This is a genomic window from Dyadobacter sp. 676, assembly GCF_040448675.1.
In the GTDB taxonomy this organism is placed as follows: Bacteria; Bacteroidota; Bacteroidia; order Cytophagales; family Spirosomataceae; genus Dyadobacter.
This window is the reverse complement of record NZ_CP159289.1, coordinates 6,448,610-6,467,216: the sequence shown is the minus strand read 5'-3', so window position 1 is coordinate 6,467,216 and position 18,607 is coordinate 6,448,610. Positions and strand designations below refer to the sequence as shown.

General features: G+C 52.4%; 20 protein-coding genes. 15 read left to right on the top strand and 5 right to left on the bottom strand.

Annotation, left to right across the window (positions count from 1 at the left end; all coding sequences use genetic code 11):
* The first annotated feature begins 53 nt into the window (after positions 1-53).
* The 6 genes from ABV298_RS28400 (at position 54) to ABV298_RS28375 (ending at position 6,167) form a co-directional block, all read left to right on the top strand.
* Positions 54-809 carry an FAD-dependent oxidoreductase gene (locus ABV298_RS28400; protein WP_353719510.1) on the top strand — a complete coding sequence of 252 codons (756 nt, stop codon included), beginning with the start codon at positions 54-56 and terminating at the stop codon, positions 807-809.
* The gene (locus tag ABV298_RS28395; protein WP_353719509.1) at positions 739-1,437 is read left to right on the top strand and encodes an FAD-dependent oxidoreductase; all 699 of its coding nucleotides are present in this window, start codon (positions 739-741) and stop codon (positions 1,435-1,437) included. The genes ABV298_RS28400 and ABV298_RS28395 overlap by 71 nt, the downstream gene beginning before the upstream one ends.
* Positions 1,438-1,547: 110 nt before the next feature.
* Positions 1,548-2,504 (top strand): ABC transporter ATP-binding protein, encoded by a 957-nt coding sequence (locus ABV298_RS28390; RefSeq protein ID WP_353719508.1) that lies wholly within the window; start codon positions 1,548-1,550, stop codon positions 2,502-2,504.
* Positions 2,497-4,074 (top strand): ABC transporter permease/substrate-binding protein, encoded by a 1,578-nt coding sequence (locus ABV298_RS28385; protein ID WP_353719507.1) that lies wholly within the window; start codon positions 2,497-2,499, stop codon positions 4,072-4,074. The genes ABV298_RS28390 and ABV298_RS28385 overlap by 8 nt, the downstream gene beginning before the upstream one ends.
* Positions 4,055-5,212, top strand: coding sequence for an ergothioneine biosynthesis protein EgtB (egtB, locus tag ABV298_RS28380; RefSeq protein ID WP_353723266.1), 1,158 nt, complete (start codon positions 4,055-4,057; stop codon positions 5,210-5,212). Before ABV298_RS28385 ends, egtB begins: the two co-directional genes overlap by 20 nt.
* A 10-nt stretch (positions 5,213-5,222) precedes the next feature.
* Entirely contained in the window at positions 5,223-6,167 is a 945-nt protein-coding gene (locus tag ABV298_RS28375) for an L-histidine N(alpha)-methyltransferase (RefSeq protein WP_353719506.1), read from the top strand.
* A gap of 50 nt (positions 6,168-6,217) precedes the next feature.
* On the opposite strand, the gene ABV298_RS28370 is transcribed toward ABV298_RS28375, so the two are convergent.
* Entirely contained in the window at positions 6,218-6,847 is a 630-nt protein-coding gene (locus ABV298_RS28370) for a hypothetical protein (protein WP_353719505.1), read from the bottom strand.
* Between the two features lie 50 nt (positions 6,848-6,897).
* Positions 6,898-7,644, bottom strand: a complete 747-nt coding sequence (locus tag ABV298_RS28365) for a GNAT family N-acetyltransferase (RefSeq protein ID WP_353719504.1) — start codon at positions 7,642-7,644, stop codon at positions 6,898-6,900.
* Positions 7,645-7,828: 184 nt separating this feature from the next.
* Here ABV298_RS28365 and ABV298_RS28360 point away from each other — a divergent pair, with 184 nt between their 5' ends.
* The 3 genes from ABV298_RS28360 (at position 7,829) to ABV298_RS28350 (ending at position 11,548) form a co-directional block, all read left to right on the top strand.
* Positions 7,829-10,132, top strand: coding sequence for a glycoside hydrolase family 95 protein (locus ABV298_RS28360; protein WP_353719503.1), 2,304 nt, complete (start codon positions 7,829-7,831; stop codon positions 10,130-10,132).
* A gap of 105 nt (positions 10,133-10,237) precedes the next feature.
* Positions 10,238-10,759 (top strand): DinB family protein, encoded by a 522-nt coding sequence (locus ABV298_RS28355; RefSeq protein ID WP_353719502.1) that lies wholly within the window; start codon positions 10,238-10,240, stop codon positions 10,757-10,759.
* A 165-nt stretch (positions 10,760-10,924) separates the two neighbouring features.
* Positions 10,925-11,548 carry a hypothetical protein gene (locus ABV298_RS28350; RefSeq protein WP_353719501.1) on the top strand — a complete coding sequence of 208 codons (624 nt, stop codon included), beginning with the start codon at positions 10,925-10,927 and terminating at the stop codon, positions 11,546-11,548.
* A gap of 120 nt (positions 11,549-11,668) precedes the next feature.
* Here ABV298_RS28350 and ABV298_RS28345 read toward each other — a convergent pair whose 3' ends face one another.
* Positions 11,669-11,893 carry an integrase core domain-containing protein gene (locus ABV298_RS28345; RefSeq protein WP_353719500.1) on the bottom strand — a complete coding sequence of 75 codons (225 nt, stop codon included), beginning with the start codon at positions 11,891-11,893 and terminating at the stop codon, positions 11,669-11,671.
* Positions 11,894-12,129: 236 nt separating this feature from the next.
* Here ABV298_RS28345 and ABV298_RS28340 point away from each other — a divergent pair, with 236 nt between their 5' ends.
* Positions 12,130-12,258: a hypothetical protein gene (locus ABV298_RS28340; RefSeq protein WP_353719499.1), complete on the top strand. Its 129-nt coding sequence runs from the start codon at positions 12,130-12,132 to the stop codon at positions 12,256-12,258.
* A gap of 99 nt (positions 12,259-12,357) precedes the next feature.
* On the opposite strand, the gene ABV298_RS28335 is transcribed toward ABV298_RS28340, so the two are convergent.
* Together ABV298_RS28335 and ABV298_RS28330 are read right to left on the bottom strand one after the other, a co-directional pair.
* On the bottom strand, positions 12,358-13,683 hold the full coding sequence (locus ABV298_RS28335; protein ID WP_353719498.1) for a T9SS type A sorting domain-containing protein: 1,326 nt from the start codon (positions 13,681-13,683) through the stop codon (positions 12,358-12,360).
* 95 nt (positions 13,684-13,778) lie between these two features.
* Positions 13,779-14,495 (bottom strand): hypothetical protein, encoded by a 717-nt coding sequence (locus ABV298_RS28330; protein ID WP_353719497.1) that lies wholly within the window; start codon positions 14,493-14,495, stop codon positions 13,779-13,781.
* A gap of 437 nt (positions 14,496-14,932) precedes the next feature.
* Between ABV298_RS28330 and ABV298_RS28325 the strand changes: the two genes are divergently transcribed.
* The 5 genes from ABV298_RS28325 to ABV298_RS28305 all read left to right on the top strand — a co-directional run bounded on the left by ABV298_RS28325 (position 14,933) and on the right by ABV298_RS28305 (position 18,475).
* Positions 14,933-15,199: a transposase gene (locus ABV298_RS28325; RefSeq protein WP_353719496.1), complete on the top strand. Its 267-nt coding sequence runs from the start codon at positions 14,933-14,935 to the stop codon at positions 15,197-15,199.
* A 528-nt stretch (positions 15,200-15,727) separates the two neighbouring features.
* Positions 15,728-17,065 carry an MFS transporter gene (locus tag ABV298_RS28320; RefSeq protein ID WP_353719495.1) on the top strand — a complete coding sequence of 446 codons (1,338 nt, stop codon included), beginning with the start codon at positions 15,728-15,730 and terminating at the stop codon, positions 17,063-17,065.
* A gap of 36 nt (positions 17,066-17,101) precedes the next feature.
* Positions 17,102-17,491 (top strand): VOC family protein, encoded by a 390-nt coding sequence (locus tag ABV298_RS28315; RefSeq protein WP_353719494.1) that lies wholly within the window; start codon positions 17,102-17,104, stop codon positions 17,489-17,491.
* A 15-nt stretch (positions 17,492-17,506) separates the two neighbouring features.
* A complete protein-coding gene (locus tag ABV298_RS28310; protein ID WP_353719493.1) occupies positions 17,507-18,001 on the top strand; it encodes a DinB family protein in 495 nt (164 codons plus the stop codon).
* 51 nt (positions 18,002-18,052) lie between these two features.
* Entirely contained in the window at positions 18,053-18,475 is a 423-nt protein-coding gene (locus tag ABV298_RS28305; RefSeq protein ID WP_353719492.1) for a secondary thiamine-phosphate synthase enzyme YjbQ, read from the top strand.
* Positions 18,476-18,607 lie beyond the last annotated feature (132 nt).

The window sequence follows — 18,607 nt, the reverse complement described above, 5'->3', positions numbered from 1 at the left end:
TAAAATCCGGGGCGTACCTGCTTTTGTACGGGGCCTGTTTTATCCATTCCTTTATGAAATACTATGACGCTATTATAATCGGCGCGGGGCAGGCCGGAACGCCTCTCAGCCGCAAACTGGCCGAATCGGGCTTGAAAACCGCATTGATCGAGAAAAGATGGGTCGGCGGGACATGCGTAAATGACGGCTGCTCTCCCACCAAAGCCATGATCGCCTCGGCAAAGGCGGCGTGGTCGGCGAAATATAACCAGACCATCGGCGTACGCCCTGGCGACGTCTCCGTTGATTTCGAAGGCATCATCGCCCGCAAAAACCACATTGTACACACCATGCGCGGGAATTCTGAAGAGCGCATCGGCGATACCGCCGGGCTCGACCTGATCTACGGCACAGCACGTTTCTCGGGCCGGAAGGAAATTACAGTCGCATTGAGCGACGGCGGTCGGGAGACCTTGACTGCCGACAAATTCTTCATCAATACCGGCTTGCAGCCGGTTGTTCCGGATATCGAAGGCATCCATACCATTCCTTACCTCACGTCCACGACGATCATGGAGCTCACGGAAATCCCCGAACATTTGCTTGTGCTCGGAAGCGGTTACATAGCATTGGAGTTCGGCCAGATGTTCGCGCGTTTCGGCAGCAAGGTAACGCTGATCGAGCCTTCCCAAAGGATTTTAAAGAGGGAGGACCAGGACATCGCCGACGAAATCGCCAAAATCCTCGCGCAGGAAGACATTGAAATACTTACCAACACCAGAGCAGTCCGGTTTTCGCAAAACGGGGGGGATTATCACGGTCACACTTGAAACCGGAAGCCTGAGGAGCCACCGCTCGTGTACCCACGTGCTCGTGGCGGCGGGGCGGAGGCCCCAGACGGGCGACCTCGGGCTGGATATGGCAGGCGTGGCATTGGATGAGAAAGGGCATATTCTGGTAAATGCGCAGCTCGAAACGTCGGCGGAAGGCGTCTACGCGCTCGGCGACGTGAAAGGCGGCCCCGCATTCACTCACGTGTCGTACGACGACTACCGCGTGATCGTCAGGAACTTGATCGATAAAAAGGAAGCGGGGATCGGAAACCGGCTCGTTCCCTATTGCATTTTCACAGATCCGCAGCTTGGGCGCGTCGGCATTACCGAGCAGGAGGCCCGGGAAAAAGGGATGGATATCAAAGTGGCGGTATTGAAAAACGACAGCGTCGCCCGCTCGATCGAAACCGGCGACGAACGGGGTATGATGAAAGCGGTGATCGATGCCCGAACAGGCAGAATCCTCGGTGCCGCTGTGCTTGCCGAACAGGGCGGCGAGGTCGTCACCATTTTCCAGATGGCAATGATCGGCGATATTTCCTGTGAACAACTCATGCGAGGGGTATTTGCACACCCTACCTATGCGGAATCGCTGAATAACCTTTTCATGACACTCGAATCGTAGGGCTGCTTGCTTTTTTGCGTGAAAATGGATCGTTTTCCTGCTTATTTACGTACAAAAGGAATATACGAGCCTTTTTGCAGTCCCGAACCACATACCTGTTAGCGTACATTATGATCGTCGCCGACCACATCAGCAAGTATTTCAATTGTATAGAAGCAGTCAGGGATGTTTCGTTCCGGGTCGGGGAAGGCGAAACGATGGTCCTGCTCGGAACAAGCGGCTGTGGCAAGACCACCACGCTCAAAATGCTTAACCGGCTGATAGAAGCGACTTCCGGCCGCGTCGAAATTCTTGGAAAGAACATCGCCGGGGAGAAACCGGAGCTGCTCAGGCGGTCGATCGGCTATGTTTCACAAAACAATGGCCTTTTTCCGCATTTTACCGTTGCTGAAAACATCGCGGTGGTACCGAAACTGCTGGGGTGGAAAGCGGCCGACATCCGCCAGCAAACCCGGCGGTTGCTCGAACAGCTCAAACTACCTTCCGATTCTCCGGAGAAATATCCCGCCGAGCTCAGCGGCGGACAACAGCAACGCGTAGCCATCGCAAGGGCGCTGATCGCCGACCCGCCCGTGTTGCTCCTCGACGAGCCATTCGGCGCACTCGATCCGGTCACGCGTGCAAGCGTGCGCGGGGACTTTGCCGAACTGCCCGCATTGAAACAGAAAACCATCGTACTCGTAACGCACGACGTGCAGGAAGCGCTCGAAATGGGCGACCATATCGGCCTGATGGACCAGGGAAGCATCGTGCAGTGGGGTACCGCGGGGGATCTGCTGTTCAGGCCGGTGAATGAATTTGTACGCTCGTTCTTCGATGAACAGCGCTTTTTGCTCGAATTGAAAATTATCCCGCTCCGGCAGATCATTCATCTGTTACCTGCTTCAAAACGTACGTATCAACATTACCTCACAACCGACAGGAATCTCTGGGACGCGCTGGAAATGCTTTCGGCGCACCAGCTCGACGAAGTGACGGTGCGCGATGCGGACGGGCGGGCAAGATCGCTGACCCTGGCGGATATCCAACGCTTTTATAACCAGGCAAAACAGCAGCATAATGGATGAGCGACAATCGTTATGGGCATTTATGGCGCAGCAGTCCGGCAAGCTGTGGGAGCAGACTCTGGCCCACATCGGCCTGACCTGCATTTCATTGCTCATCGCAATCGCCATCGGCCTCCCGCTGGGCATCTGGATCGCCCGCCGTAAAAAGGCCGCCTGGCTCGTACTAGGCATCGCCGGCGCGCTGCAAACAATTCCGAGCATTGCGTTATTGGGTTTTATGATCCCTTTGCTCGGGATTGGGGCATTACCTGCGATTACGGCCCTGTTCCTCTATGCATTGTTGCCGATAATCAGGAACACTTATACCGGCATAGCGGGTGTGGACCCGGCTATCACCGAATCGGCGCGTGGAATGGGAATGACGTCCATGCAGATACTGACCGGTGTGGAACTGCCGCTCGCAATGCCGGTAATCCTCGCCGGTATCCGCACGGCCACGGTCATCAACGTCGGGGTGGCCACGCTGGCCGCTTACATTGCCGCAGGTGGTTTGGGCGAGTTTATTTTCGGGGGAATTGCATTAAACAACACACAAATGATACTGGCCGGGGCCATTCCGGCCGCATTGCTTGCCATATTATTTGATCTGCTCCTGTCCGCCCTGCAAAAGACCGGGTTGAAAAAAATGCGCAAGATTTCCGTCGTTTTACCTGTTTTGTTGATTTTGTTATCCTCGTGTTACCTGATACCGTACACAAAAGGCAATCTGCTGGCCGGGTTTACGCCCGAGTTTATGGGCCGTGAAGACGGCTATCTGGGCTTGAAATCCAGATACGGTCTCGATATCCCAACGGTTGTGATCAGCGATGCGGTAATGTATAAAGCCGCATTCGAAGAAAAACTCGATGTGATCAGCGGATATAGTACCGACGGCCGGCTGAAAGCATTCGACCTTGTGACCCTGGACGATGACCTGCACATTTTCCCGCCCTATTATGCAGCGCCGGTTGTAAGGGTGGAAGTTTTAAACCGATATCCCGAATTGCGGCCGGTTCTGGAAAAACTTTCGGGCTATATCGACGATTCGGTCATGACCGAACTGAACTACCGGGTCGACTATCTGAAACAAACACCCGAACGCGTCGCGCATGAGTTCCTCGTCTCCAAAAACCTCTACCGACAGCCCCGTTCAGTCGCTAAAGGCACAATCCGTTTCGGCTCCAAGATTTTTGCGGAACAATATATTCTCATTCAAATGTACAAGGAACTGGTCGAAGGCAATACCGACCTGAAAGTAGAAACCAAAACGGGGCTGGGCGGAACGAAAATATGCTTCGATGCATTGACGAACGCGGAAATCGATATGTATCCCGAATACACCGGCACCGGCCTGCTCGCCATTCTGAAACCAGGCCTTGCGCAGTTGAAAAGCCTGGGCGGCGACCGGGAGAAAGTGTATGCCTATGTAAGTAAAGAATTTTTAACCCGTTACGGGCTCAGATGGCTCCGGCCAGTCGGCTTCAACAACGCCTACGCGCTCATGATGCGGCGCGCACAGGCACAATCATTGAATATCCAATCCATCACCGATCTGAAAAACTATGCAACTAATGGAAACCACCGGCATTAGGGAAGCATTTCACAATGTCAGAAAACATTCGGAAAGCATTTGCGCGCCCCTCGAAACGGAGGATTACGTACCGCAGCCCGTCGTTTTCGTAAGCCCGCCCAAATGGCACCTGGCGCACTCGACCTGGTTTTTCGAGACATTCATACTCAAACCCTACGCACCTGGCTACCAAGTATATGATCCGGATTTCAACTATCTGTTCAATAGCTATTATAACAACGTCGGCGAAAGGACGCTGCGCACCGACCGCGGAAATGTGACCCGCCCTACCACCGAGGCCGTCTACACCTACCGCCGGTACGTGGATGAACAAATGGACGCATTCCTGGAAAACCTGACCGACGCCGAAATCCGCTCGTTGGTGGAACTCGGCCTGCACCACGAGCAGCAACACCAGGAATTGCTGGTAACCGATATCAAATACATTCTCGGCCACAATCCGCTCTTCCCCGTTTACCGCGACGGCCACAACCTCGTGAACGGCCGGAACACCGAAACCGGCTTCCTGACGATACCCGAAGGTATTTACGACATCGGCCACCAGGGCGACGGTTTCTGCTTCGATAATGAGCTTGGGCGCCATAAAGTATACCTGCACGAGTTCGCGATCGCCAAAGGGCTCGTCACCAATGCGGAATATCTCGAATTCATGGAAGCGGGAGGCTACGAAGATTTCAACCTCTGGCTGGATGAGGGCTGGTCGTGGGTAAATGAGAACCGCATTTCGGCCCCCATGTACTGGCATTTCGTGGATGGCAGCTGGTATTATTTTACATTAGGCGGCCTGCAAAAGGTGAATCCCGACGCTGCTTTGAGCCATATCAGCTTCTTCGAAGCCGCCGCATTTGCACAATGGAAAGGCATGCGGCTTCCGACCGAGTTCGAGTGGGAGGTCGCCGCCGCAAATATCGACTGGGGCCTGCGGTGGGAATGGACGAACAGTGCGTACCTTCCCTATCCGGGTTTTTCCAAGGCACCCGGCGCCGTGGGCGAGTACAATGGCAAATTCATGGTGAACCAGATGGTCCTGCGCGGCGCATCGGTAGCGACTTCGCCCGGCCATGCGCGCAAGACATACCGCAATTTCTTTCACACACACGAACGCTGGCAATATACGGGCATCCGGCTCGCGCGATAACCCATTAGTTATGACAGATTTAGAAACTTTTGCAAAAGACGTCCACAAAGGACTGTCCGCACCACGGAAACACATTTCGAGCAAGTATTTCTATGACGACACAGGAAGCGGGATCTTTCAGGACATCATGAAAATGCCTGAATATTACCCTACCCCATGCGAATTCGAGATATTATCGCTGCAAGGCGAAAACATCATCCGAAAGCTGGATTTCAACGGTCCGTTCCAGGTTATCGAGTTCGGGGCCGGCGACGGCGTTAAAACACGACAACTTTTAAAAAAGCTTGTCGATCAGCGGATTGAATTTACTTACGTGCCGATCGACATTTCGTCGAAAGCTATCGACGAGCTTACCGCCAACATGCGCGCGCATCTGCCCGGCTTGAAGATCAGCCCGATGATCGGGAATTACTTTTCGATGATGGAGGAACTTGCGGGATCGCCCGCTCCCCGCCTGCTGCTTTTTCTGGGCGGAAATATCGGGAATTACGAAGCGCACGAGGTGACAGGCCTGCTTACCGATTTCCGGAAGTGCATGAACCCCGGCGATTATTTGCTTACCGGCTTCGACCTTCAGAAGAACCCCGCCACGATCCGCTGCGCTTACGACGACCCGCGAGGAATCACCAAAGCATTCAATATCAATTTGTTGCACCGCATAAACCGGGAACTTGGCGGCAACTTTAAAACCAATCAATTCGATTTTTACTCCCACTACAATCCCGTAAACGGCGAAGTACGAAGTTACCTGGTGAGCCTGGTGCCCCAGCGGGTACATGTGCAATACACCGACAAATGTTATGATTTCGATCGAAACGAGGTGATCTGGACCGAGTTATCGAGGAAATATACACTCGGCGAAATCGAAGAAATCGCATCGGCCAACGGTTTCCGCGTGGTGGAGCATTTTTTGGACTGCAAAGCCTATTTCACGGACAGTCTCTGGACATTATGAAACCGGCCGGGACCTAAAACGCCCCGGCCGGTTTGTCAAACACTGCCGTCCTAATTACTGGATACGAATTTATTGAACCGGCTTTCCTTGCCGTCGGCCGTTTTTTCCTGGTACAGAAATTCCAGTTTGCTCTCGTCGAATTTCCTGAAAAACTCGTCCCAGCTGATTTCCTCCAAGGAGTCTTCACCGCTGTAACCGGGAAAATCGATTCGCAGGATGCCGTCGCCATCTTTTTTCTTTCCGGTGCCCTTCACGATCGAGGGAACACCGCCCCGCTGCTCCACCCAGGCGCGGATGGTATCGTGGTCGCGCGTGGAAGTGTTCGACTGACCATTGCCGGTCGGTTTTTTAGCACCACCCGACTTGCCGGCTGTCGCTTTGGAACCGCCGGATTTCGCGGTGGTCGATTTCGAACTCTTTTTGTCGTCGGATTTCACACCGGCGGACTTCGTCTCTGTGGATCTGCTCCCCGTCGATGCCTTTTTACCGGCAGCCCGGGCGGCGGCAGTGGTTTCGGCTGCCGTTTTACGCGAACCGGTTGCTTTCGGAGCTGCCGGTTTCGTGGTGCTTTTAGTTGCAGCCTTGGTGGCTGTACTCTTGTTGGAAGCGCTTTTCTCCGAAGCGCCTGTCGATTTCGTTTTAGAAGGGGCCTCCTTGGTATTGCTCTTTGTAGTAGCCATGGTCTCAGTTGTTTGATTTGAAACCGGTTAGCTTCAAAAAGCGTGCCTACTCAATCCTCTGCTATCCTGATTACCCCCTTCAATCTGAAACCACAAATCCTGAAACCCGCTTTTTCCAGAGTGGCCTGTGAAATGCGGTTACCGACGTTGCAGCGCGCCGCCGGTACACGGCCCATTTTATACGCCGTGCGTTTCAGTTCCTGCACGATGTAGGTGGCATAACCTTTCTCCCGGTGTGCTTCCCTCGTTTGCATGTAAATGTCCGCGTAAGGTATATTGTAATTGAGCATCAGCCCGCCGCTGGCAACAATTTCCCCATCCACATCGACCACATAATCGCTATCGTCGCCATCCATTGGGTCGTGTTCCGAGCGTTTACGGAAAATGGCGTCCGGTATTTCGAACGAGGTCTGAAAATGGTCTTCGAAAAGAATAGCTTCCGCGAACGAATTCTCGCAGAAACGGTAAAGCATCGTGGTCAGGAAAATGTCGTTGCTCTGCGCCTCGATCCAGATTGCCCTGGCCGCCGTATGAAACTCCTCAAAAATAAAACTGGCGTATTTGCGGTAAACGGGCAGCAGGTAAAATTCAAAGATCGTGTCGCGGTCCTGCCGGCGGTCGGTCCCCCAAACGGAACCGTAACCGACACGGACATTGCCGATCCTGAACAACCAGGTGTCGGCCCAGCCGTAGTCGTGGCACTTGTTGCAGACAAACTGGAAGTGATTTTCATGCAGGAACATCGTGCGTAAATCCCTGATCTCGTCCAGTCCGGTTTTCGTAATGTTGACTTGCATAGTGTGGCGGGTAATCGGATAATAAGGTAGTATAATGGCGTGAAAAAAACTAACCGCGTTGCAGGAAATACAATGCTTCCATCCGCCTTTTTTGTACGGGCAATGCGGCTGGAATCCCGTCAGCAAGACAGCAGCGGTGCTTTTTATAAAACCGGCATCTTTATTCACTCTATTCCAAATCGGCATGAAGCCTCTTTTTCAGACCATTACGTTATTCGCGCTGATCATCGTCCGATGTCATGCGCAGAGCGGTGACAATTTAAAACTTTGGTATAAACAACCCGCGAAACAATGGGAAGAAGCATTACCCATCGGAAATGGGGCATTGGCAGCTATGGTTTTCGGCGGTGTGGAAACAGAGCGGATCCAGTTTAACGAGGAAACCTTATGGACCGGCCAACCGAGAAGTTACGCGCACAAGGGCGCATCGGCGCATTTGAACGAAATACGCCGACTTTTGAACGAAGGCAAACAAAAAGAGGCCGAAGCGTTGGCCAATGAAAAATTTATGAGCCAGCCACTCAGGCAGATGGCCTACCAGGCTTTTGGTGATTTGTATATCGACTTTCCGGGCCACGGACAACATTCTTCGTACAACCGGGAACTTGATCTTCGTACGGCCACTGTAAAAAGCAGCTACCAGTCAAATGGTGTCTATTACACCCGCGAGGCATTCGCCAGCTATCCTGCCAAGGCCATTTACTACCATATTAACAGTTCGCAAAAAGGTAAACTGGACTTTGTGCTGAGAATGGAGTCGATTCACCCAAAATGGGAATTGAATACAAATGAAAATATAATGGAATTGGAAGTTTATGTAAAAGATGGCGCATTATTCGGCCTGGCGCGTCTCAAATTGCTGACAGACGGAAAGCTGGAAACAGGAGACGGGAAGATGAAGGTTAAAGGTGCAACATCGGCGACAATTGTCCTTTCCGCAGCTACAAACTATGTAAATTACAAAAACGTAAATGGTGATCCGGGAGACAAAAATGTTTCGGTGCTGCTGGCCGCTCCCGCTTTAAAAAAAGCATACTCGGACCATTTAGCTGACTATCAGAAACTTTTCAACCGCTTTACGTTGGCTTTGCCGGCCAGCAATGCCACGGCACTTCCAACCGACGAGCGCCTCAACCACTTCAAAAACGACCCCGACGATCCCGCGTTGCTTGCATTGTACGTACAGTTCGCGCGGTACTTGCTCATTTCCAGCAGCCGCCCGGGAACACATCCCGCCAACTTGCAAGGTAAATGGAACCACAAACTCGATCCTTCGTGGGATAGCAAATACACCGTCAACATCAACACCGAAATGAATTACTGGCCCGCCGAAATGGCCAACCTCAGCGAATGCCACGAGCCGCTGTTTCGAATGATCAGAGAAGTTTCCGAAACCGGGGCCGAGGTGGCAAAAGAGCATTATAACGCCAGAGGGTGGGTTTTGCACCACAACACCGACGTCTGGCGCGGCGCGGCCCCCATCAATGCGTCGAATCATGGCATATGGGTAACCGGCGGTGCCTGGCTGAGCCTGCATTTGTGGGAGCATTACCGGTTCACACAGGATAAGGCATTTTTGCAAAGCACCGCGTATCCGCTGATGAAAGGCGCGACGGAATTCTTTCTCGATTTCCTGGTTAAGGACGCCAAAACAGGGTATTTGATAAGCTCACCGTCAAACTCGCCGGAAAGTGGCGGGCTCGTGGCCGGGCCTACGATGGACCACCAGATTATCCGCGCGTTGTTCAAAGCATGCATCGAAACGGCGGGTATTTTAAAAACCGACTCCGCATTTGCCCGGACATTGACGGAAATCTCCGGACAGATAGCCCCTAACCGCATCGGCCGCTACGGACAGTTGCAGGAATGGATGACAGATATCGACGATACCACGAGCCACCACCGTCACGTGTCGCACCTCTGGGGTGTGTACCCGGGCGAGGAAATTACCCCCACCGGCACGCCGGATTTGCTGAAAGCCGCCATGAAATCACTCAAATACCGCGGCGATGACGGCACGGGATGGAGCCTGGCCTGGAAAATCAATTACCAGGCTCGTTTCCTCGACGGCGAACATGCCTATACGATGATCCGCAAGCTATTCAATCCGGTGTATAACGCAGGGCGTAAAATGAGCGGGGGCGGCTCGTATCCCAATCTGTTCGACGCCCACCCTCCATTTCAGATCGACGGTAACTTCGGCGGTGCGGCCGGTATTCTCGAAACCTTGGTCCAAAGCCATGAGGGCGATCTTCATTTACTCCCGGCCTTGCCGGGAGCCCTGCCCGACGGACACATAACAGGACTATGCGCGCGCGGCGGTTTTGAAATAGACATGTCCTGGAAAAAAGGCAAGCTCGAAGGACTGACCATCCGTTCGAAAGCCGGAAATCCCTGCAAGCTGCGGTATGACGGCAAGGTCGTGTCCATACCCACGGCCAAAGGCAAAACGTACCGCTTCGGGGCGGGTCTGAAAATCTTGAAATAAATTCAGTTTTTTTCGTAGCTGCCGGAATCCTGCTGACATACTGCTGTCACCTGGCGGTTTTTAGTTTGTAATGTAATCAAACAATAAACTTTAAAAACCTTTGACATGGAAACTAACAACACCGCACAGGAAATGGCAACCACCACTGCAAACGTTATCACAGCCGAGGCTCTTCTGGAACATTGGCAAGGCCACCGCAGGCTCAGCCGCAAGGTTATTGAGGCATTTCCTGAGGATCAGTTTTATACTTTTTCGATCGGCGGCATGCGTACTTACGCCCAGCTCACCATGGAAATGATTGGTCTGGCCGCTCCGGGAATCCGGGGCGTCGCATTCGGCGACTGGACATTCAGCGAGCCCGCGCTCGACCATTCGACGCCCCCACCTGCCACCAAGGCGGAAGTGCTGAACCTCTGGGACCTCGTTACCGAGTACATCAACACCCTCTGGCCGCAAATTCCGGCACAACGTTTCCAGGAAGTCGAGGCAGCGTTCGGCATGTACGAAAACACGATCGTCGGCACGATCCAGTACCTGATCGACAACGAAATCCATCACAGGGCGCAAGGCTACGTGTACCTGCGTGCGCTGGGCATAGAACCACCCTATTTCTGGGAACGCCAATAATAGCCGCGGCGGGGCACCCGGAAGCCCCGCCGCATTTTCTTTTTACGGACGCGATCGATAAAGTATGCGCATACCTATGGTCAAAAGCCGAAATAAAGCCGGAATTTTCATAGAATGGTTTTAGTGCCTAACTTAGCGGGATCAAAACACCTGAAAAAGAGAGCTATGCCGCACAAGAAACCGAAAACCCTGACAGTAGCAGCGCTTGCGGGCTTACTGTTTGCAGCAAACCATGTAAATGCCCAGGTAAGACAGCCTGCCCCAACCGGACAGGTTCCCAAAGCCTATTCAGGCGTGCAATCGACACCGGCGGCTACCTATAAACCCAGACCCACCGGCCAGATCGCGCCGGAAGCACCAGGACAACTCGGAACGATCGTCCAACCTGCGCCTACGCCGGTACCTTCGCAAAAGGTATCTTCCGATGTACAGGACCTGGGTTTTGAAGTGAACTCCCGTCCGTCTACCCAACAAGGAATGGTGCCTAAGGTAACCACTTCGCAAGACCCGCGAACGATGCGTGAACGCTATCAGCCGGAACTGATCATTCAACAGCAGCCGGCCTCCGCCGGTGGATCGGTTCAGCAACCCGTTCAGCAGATGCAACAGGCTCCTGCCGGCGGGAACTATGCTCCTGCTACACAGGTAGCGCCCGCTCAAACCGGGGCAACAACAACGCCCGTCCAGGCCGCACCACAACCGGGACAAGCCGCCACACAATCACCGGCTCCACAAGCAACGCAGTCTGCCGCGCCCAAAGCTTCGCCACAGCGCGTCGCCCCGAATTAACATAAACCCCGGAATCCGGGGTTTTTCATTTCCCTCCGTTCCGAGTACCGGTTGGCGCAATCACACCCGCAAATTGTCCATATATAGGTTCAGATATAACCAGAAATAAAAAAAGCCAAATTAAGCAGCATTTAGGTAAAGGTTCATGGGTTTCCTGCGACCGATACCTTGATGTTTTCTGCAATTGTAATGCTGGACAAAGCGGGCAATCCCCTGATAAAGGTCAAGGCCGTTTTTCTCAGGATTCAAATAGACGTACTTCTGTTTTATAGTTCGAAACCACCGCTCGATATGTGCGTTGTCGGTTGCTCTCCCTTTACCATCCATACTGATCCGGATCTTCAAATCACTTAATGTACTAACCCAATGCTCGCAGGTGTACTGTGCACCCTGATCGCTATTGATGATTTCCGGCTTGCCATGCGATAGCGATTGGAAAACGTTTGTTGGTGAAGTCGTCGCTGCGATTGGTCGACACCATAATAGACCAATAAATAATCTCCCGACATAGCCGGGAGATTATCCCAATCACCTGGTTTATTCAACTATTCTATTCCCTGGCTAATACTGTCTTGTAAAATATGCCGGCCAGCAAGGCTCCTGCCATCGGCGTAACAATCAAGAGCCACCGTCAGGCCCAACGCCAGCGAAACGCCCAGCGGTGCACTGCCGACCGGATCGACGACAACGGGGCGACAGTCGGGGTTTGACTAGATGTTGTTTATCTTAGGCTTACGTAAGTCGGTTCTGTCTGAAAAGAAAGGGTTTCAGGGCGAAGCATCGCTTTACCTTGAAACCCTTTACCGTAATTACCTGGATACGGCGACCTTTTGTGTGCTGATAGTGCCGTCCAACAGGGTCAATGAAAGTGTATAGATGCCGGGTGCAAGGCCTCGTACGTCCAGGCCATCGGCAGAAACACTGCTGCGGCTCAACACGCGCATGCCCGACAAACTCGTCAGCGTCGCCTGTTTCACCTGCCCATGGGCCGGGATCAGCAGCCTTTCGGCAACCGGGTTCGGGTAAGCGATCGCCATCACGCCTTTGATCTTGACTTCACGGATGCTGCTGAATGCATAGGTGCCGTCCGTGTCGACCATTCGCAACCGGTACAGGTTGGTGCCTGCGGCTGGTTTCACATCGGTGAATTGGTAGTCGACAAGCACTTTGCTTTCGCCGCGCGATGCTACCGAACCGATCGCTGCCCACACCTTGCCGTCATTGCTGCGCTCGATCTCGAACCGGTCGCTGCCCTTTTCTTCGGTCGTAGACCAGGATAGCAGCACGGTGCCCGTTTCGGCAGTGGCTGTGAAGCGCGTCAGCGTCACGGGGAGCGGTACAACCAGCGACGCGAAAGTGTAAGCGGTGTAAGTGTCGGGGGCAAGTGGCGAAACGGTAGTGATTGACCCTGCATTCAAGTCGCTGTTACCGCCCAGAACCGAGGCGGCGTCCACGCGTGAGGGAATGGCAACCCAGCTTGTCCCGTCCCATCCTGCAATGGTCAGCTTGCTGATTTGCCCGCCGGTAAGCGAGGCAATCGCACTGGACGCGTCCCAGGTCAGAGTCAGCGGCGTGGCGGCCGCTCCATCGATATCCCAGTATTCGACGGTGCTCACCACCTCGACGTTTGTGCCCATGCTGCTGGTTGGGAAAGGCCCTCCGTTGGGCAATGCGGCATAATCGCTGCCTGTGAACAGGTTGCTGGTCACGGCGGTATTGGGGTCTGCGCGGAAGTAGGCGCCCATTGTCCCGTCGCCCGATGCGGCAAACGGGCCGAGCGAGCCATTGTCACCCACTGGGAAGACAAACTGGCCCGAGCCGTACTTGCGCACGTAACCGTCTACATACGCGGCATCGGATGCTCCTGTGGAAGTGAGGTTGTCGCCTACAAAATTCAGGATGCCGAAATTGCCTGCTTGCCGCTCGGTCAGGATTACGCCCGGCTGGGCACCACCACCGCCGGCGACGAAGTCGTGGTTGGCAAAAAAGCTCATCTGGGCGCCGCCGAAAATGGTCGTATTGCCCTGGCTGCCTTGCTGCCCGTGGGCATAACTACCCAACAGGACGACGCTGGTGAGAATTTGCAGCCCCTGTCTTGAATTGAGCTTTAAAAACTCATAGAAGTTATTTGTCATATATGTCATATATCATAGCGTTGCCAATGGTTTGATCACTTGTGGAGATCGTCTGGATACGGCGGTTTCCATACTAAGATCCAGACTGTTGGAAATTAAAGCTTGACTGCGCTGATAGGGCCGATATTGGCAATTCGGCCATATTCGGGAATCCCCCAGTATCTCGGTCTGATGACCGTGTTATCCTGGGTTACAACTACCAACTGAGAAACCTGTGCAGCTACTTGAAATGAGGATATCACAGGTATTACATGTGGCCCATCCATGCTCGCCCCGTAAGATGGAAATGTTGCAGCTCCCGACGAAGTAACAAACGAAAAGTAAATGAAGCGGGGAAATGTTGCGTAGAGCGTTTGCTTGTTGGTCGGATCTATCTCCCTGAAAGTGGTGGTGCTACCAGGTACAAAATAATCGAATTGAGCGTAATAGAATAATTGATAGGTACCTTTGTTCAATGTTATCGGACAGTCCGGTATAAGTTCACTGGTCGGAGGAGTAACGAAGGCTACCCAAGGCGAGTTGTTATCACCTATAATGACTGACGTGCCTGGCGCTGGTTGCCAGCGGGCGACTCCGTTGGCGTCGGATGTTAGTATTTTTCCTTCGCCTTGGGTACCGTCTGCGATCGTGATTTGCCCGGTAGTTTTGTCTATTTTCACTTTACGGCCGGCAGTCGACGCTTCTACTTCGAGGTTCGAATTGGGGTCGATGGTTGTAGGGTTCGTCCCGATTTTCACCTGTGCGGAAGCTACGGTTGCCGCAGCGAGCATCAAACCGAATGTCAGCGTTGGGATAAGTCGAATTGTTTTCATAGAACTAGTGATTCAGTTAATTGATAATTAAATGATTGAATTGTTACCCGCAACCAGTCGTCCGGACTTCTGATTGGGCTAATTAGGATTCTCGTTCTGACAAGGCGTCCCTTGTTCCATGCATGCGACAAACATAGGGCGTTTGTCAAATTATTTTTGTAGACTTTGAAAATTAGCAGTCGTAGATAAGCCCCTACAATGTAGCGATAGTACTACTTATCCGTAACGATCCAGTTTGAGCCCGAAGTAATTATGTCGTGAAACTGTCGTCCGCATGCTGCGGCACGTTTGCAATACGCTTCGATACAAAGGGAACTGGTCGCTGAAATCATCGGTGGTAAGGTGGAAGCCGGTCGCCTGCTGGACAGACTATAGTGTAGGCTTCCCTAAAAATAGAGCGGTGATGAATTAGACAAATTTTCTAATTTTAATCTGCTATGAAGGGAAAAACATTCACAGAAACACAGATCGTCAAAATCCTCAAAGATTTAGATTCTGGCAAACTAGCAGCCGACGTGGCTCGCGAAAATGGCGTATCAAAAGCGACATTATACAATTGGCGCAAAAAGTATGGCGGTATGGGAGCTTCGGAGCTTTCTGAATTGAAAGCACTGAAGGAAGAGAATCGTCGGCTTAAACACATGTATGCGGAATTGGCTCTGGATCAAAGACTTGCAAAAGAAATTATCGAAAAAAAGCTTTAAAGCCCGTTCAGAAGCGGTTGATTGCTTCTGATATTTCTCAGGAAGCCGGATTCAGCATCGAGCGGCATGTAGAGTTTTGCGATTAAGTAGAAGTGTTTTTTACTACAAAACCGTCAAAGACGACGTACCCATTATCAACAGCCTCAATGAGCTAACGCACCGCTCCTTCCAGAGCGTAGTTTCGTGTTCGATTTTGCCTGGAAGAATCAAGTCGATCACCTTGAAAAGCCTATCGGCTTTGATTTTCAGGATTCGAAGGCCATTAATCAAAAGGCCGCAACATACATCCGTCGGGCTTCATTGTTGTGGATATTATAACACCGATTTTGCATTGTGAAACTCATTGTGACACACCTCCCCTAGCCACGAAAAATAGCTCCTACTACCTTGCAGAGCCATTTTCAAAATCTTGTCTCATTTCACCCGCAAATTGTCCCATACTACCCCCGGTCAAATGAGCGTCTGGCCGTATTTTTGTATTGAACACTTCATAAGCCGGTGTCTGGCCGGTAACTAATCCATATCGTTATGAAAACCTTTTATGCGGTCCTGGCCAACTCGCTCGCGGCCGCGCTCACGAATACGTTTGTCTGGTTTGCGGTCACTTTCTGGGTTTACCTCGAAACCAAATCCGTACTGGCGACATCGGTAATGGCGGGGGTTTACCTGGCAACGGTGGCGGTATCTGGCTTTTTCCTGGGCTCGATCGTCGATCGGTACAGAAAAAAGACTTCGATGATGCTGTCGGCGTGCATTACGCTGGTCCTTTACATACTGGCGTTGATCATTTATGTCTCCACGCCGCCAGCTGTTTTTAAAGACGATTCGAGCATTAACCTCTGGCTTTTCATCACGCTCTGCCTTTTCGGGGCCATTACCGGCAACATTCGTACCATTGCATTATCGACCGTCGTAACGATCCTGATCGAGGAGGAGCACCGCGACAAGGCCAATGGCATGGTAGGCACCGCGAACGGCGTTTCGTTCCTGGTAGCATCGATTTTCAGCGGGCTGGTGATCGGCTACCTCGGCGTATTGTGGATGATGGTGCTGGCAATCGGTTTGAGTGTGCTGGTGATTTTACATTTGCTGACCGTCCCGATTCCCGAAAGGGAAATCGTCCATACCGGGTCCCACATGCAGCACATCGATATCCGTGGCACGGTCGCCGCAGTGGGCATGGTCCCGGGACTGTTCGGGCTGATTTTCTTTAACACGTTCAATAACTTCCTGGGCGGGGTATTTATGTCACTGATGGACGCCTACGGGCTTTCGCTGGTGTCGGTGCAAGCATGGGGAATCCTCTGGGGCGTGCTTAGCCTCGGATTTATTGTCGGCGGGCTTGTCGTGGCAAAATGGGGGCTGGGCAAAATGCCCTTGAAAACCCTGTTTACCGCGAACATTGTCATGTGGGCGATCTGTATCGTTTTCCCCATACAGGCTTCCATCGTGCTGCTCGGCGTCGGTATGTTTGTTTACCTCTGCCTCATCCCGGTTGTGGAAGCGACCGAGCAGACGATTTTGCAAAAGGTGATCCCTCCGGAGCGGCAGGGACGCGTGTTTGGCTTTGCGCAGAGTATCGAACAGGCCGCCTCTCCTATCACTGCCTTTGTAATCGGCCCGATCGCGAAGTTCATTTTCATCCCCTTCATGACCACAGGTGCCGGCGTGCGATGGATCGGCCCGTGGTTCGGTACGGGCACAGCACGCGGCCTTGCGCTTTTATTTATCGTTACGGGCATTGCAGGACTGATCGTGACGCTGATAGCCATGCAATCGGCCGCGTACAGGCAGCTCTCGCTCGTGTATAAAAAAACTTCGCCTGAATACGACGCCACGGAGGTCGCGGTTCGCGAGCAGGCATGAAGTGGTAATATTAATCGACAACTAACCATTAGAATTATGTTTGGTCAAACCAAAGCATTTAGCGGGTATTCGGTGAATAACTTGCAGGAGGCGAAGAAGTTCTACGGAGAAACCCTCGGAATGGAAGTTTCGCAACAAAACGAAATGCCTGTCCTTCATCTGAGAATATTCGGAGGGCATGATGTGATCCTGTACGAGAAACCCGATCATCAACCGGCAACTTTTACGGTGCTTAATTTTCCGGTGCAGCACATCGAGGACACCGTGAGGGAGCTCAAATCGAAGGGTGTACGGTTCGAAAGCTACGATTATCCGGAACTTAAAACGGACGAGGACAATATCATGCGGGGCAACGGCCCGACGATCGCGTGGTTTACCGACCCGGCAGGCAATATCCTTTCGGTGATCGAACAGAAAAATAGTTAACCTTCAACTGAAAACATGGAAAACGTGAAAAGCACGAGAATGCAGGGCATTATGAGTCTTTATAACCTGCAAACGCCTTTTTTTGAGTTTGTGACAGAGAATATCACCGACGAGGACGCGCACAAACGGCTCGATACAAAAGCGAACCATGTCGGCTGGCTGGCCGGGGCGCTTGTAGAGCAACGTTTCGACCTTGCACGCCGGCTCGGCAGCGACGCACGGCAACAAGCCGACGACCTGTTTAAAGATTTCAAGGGTATTCAGGACGATGCAAACTATCCGTCGCTTTCGTCCTATCAGCAGGATTGGAACGAAATCACGCCAATCCTGAAAGACGCGCTGAGCAGGCTTACGGACGAAGAACTCGAAAAACGGATCGATATGGGGCCCGAGTTTTCGATGTCGCTCTACGAGCTGATCACATTCTCGATTTACCGCGAAGCAAACATTATCGGGCAAATCGCCCTGTGGCGGAGGTTGCTTGGGTACCCCGGCATGCGTTATATGTAGCAAAATCGAGGGAATTGTGCTTTCTTGCGGCTAAATCCGACCAGGTAATCCATGAAAATTTTTCAGCAAGGCGTCCGGCTCAGCGCAAGAAACCGCGGTTTTCACCTTATTACCGGGGAAATTCTCCGGGCACTGCCATCGATCAGCGAAATCAAAGCCGGAATGTGCCAGGTATTTATCCAGCACACCTCGGCTTCGCTGACGATCAATGAAAATGCCGACCCCACCGTGCGGATGGATTTTGAAACCTACTTCAACAAAACGGTCCCCGAAAACGATCCTGATTACCGTCATGATTACGAAGGTTCCGACGACATGCCCGCGCATCTGAAAGCTTCGCTGCTCGGCAGCTCGATAATGATACCGATTCAAAACGGGCAACTGGCGCTGGGCACCTGGCAGGGCATTTACCTTTGCGAACACCGCGACTATGGCGGGCCCAGAAACATCGTCATCACTGCCTGGGGTATTTAGGGCAATTCCTGCCCGTCCGGAAATCCACGCTGATTCAGTAACACCCGTAGAGACGCCTAAACCACATTTAGTACTTTTTATAAGTATTAAATGTGGTTTACAAATTTTCATTATTATACTTATAATATTGTC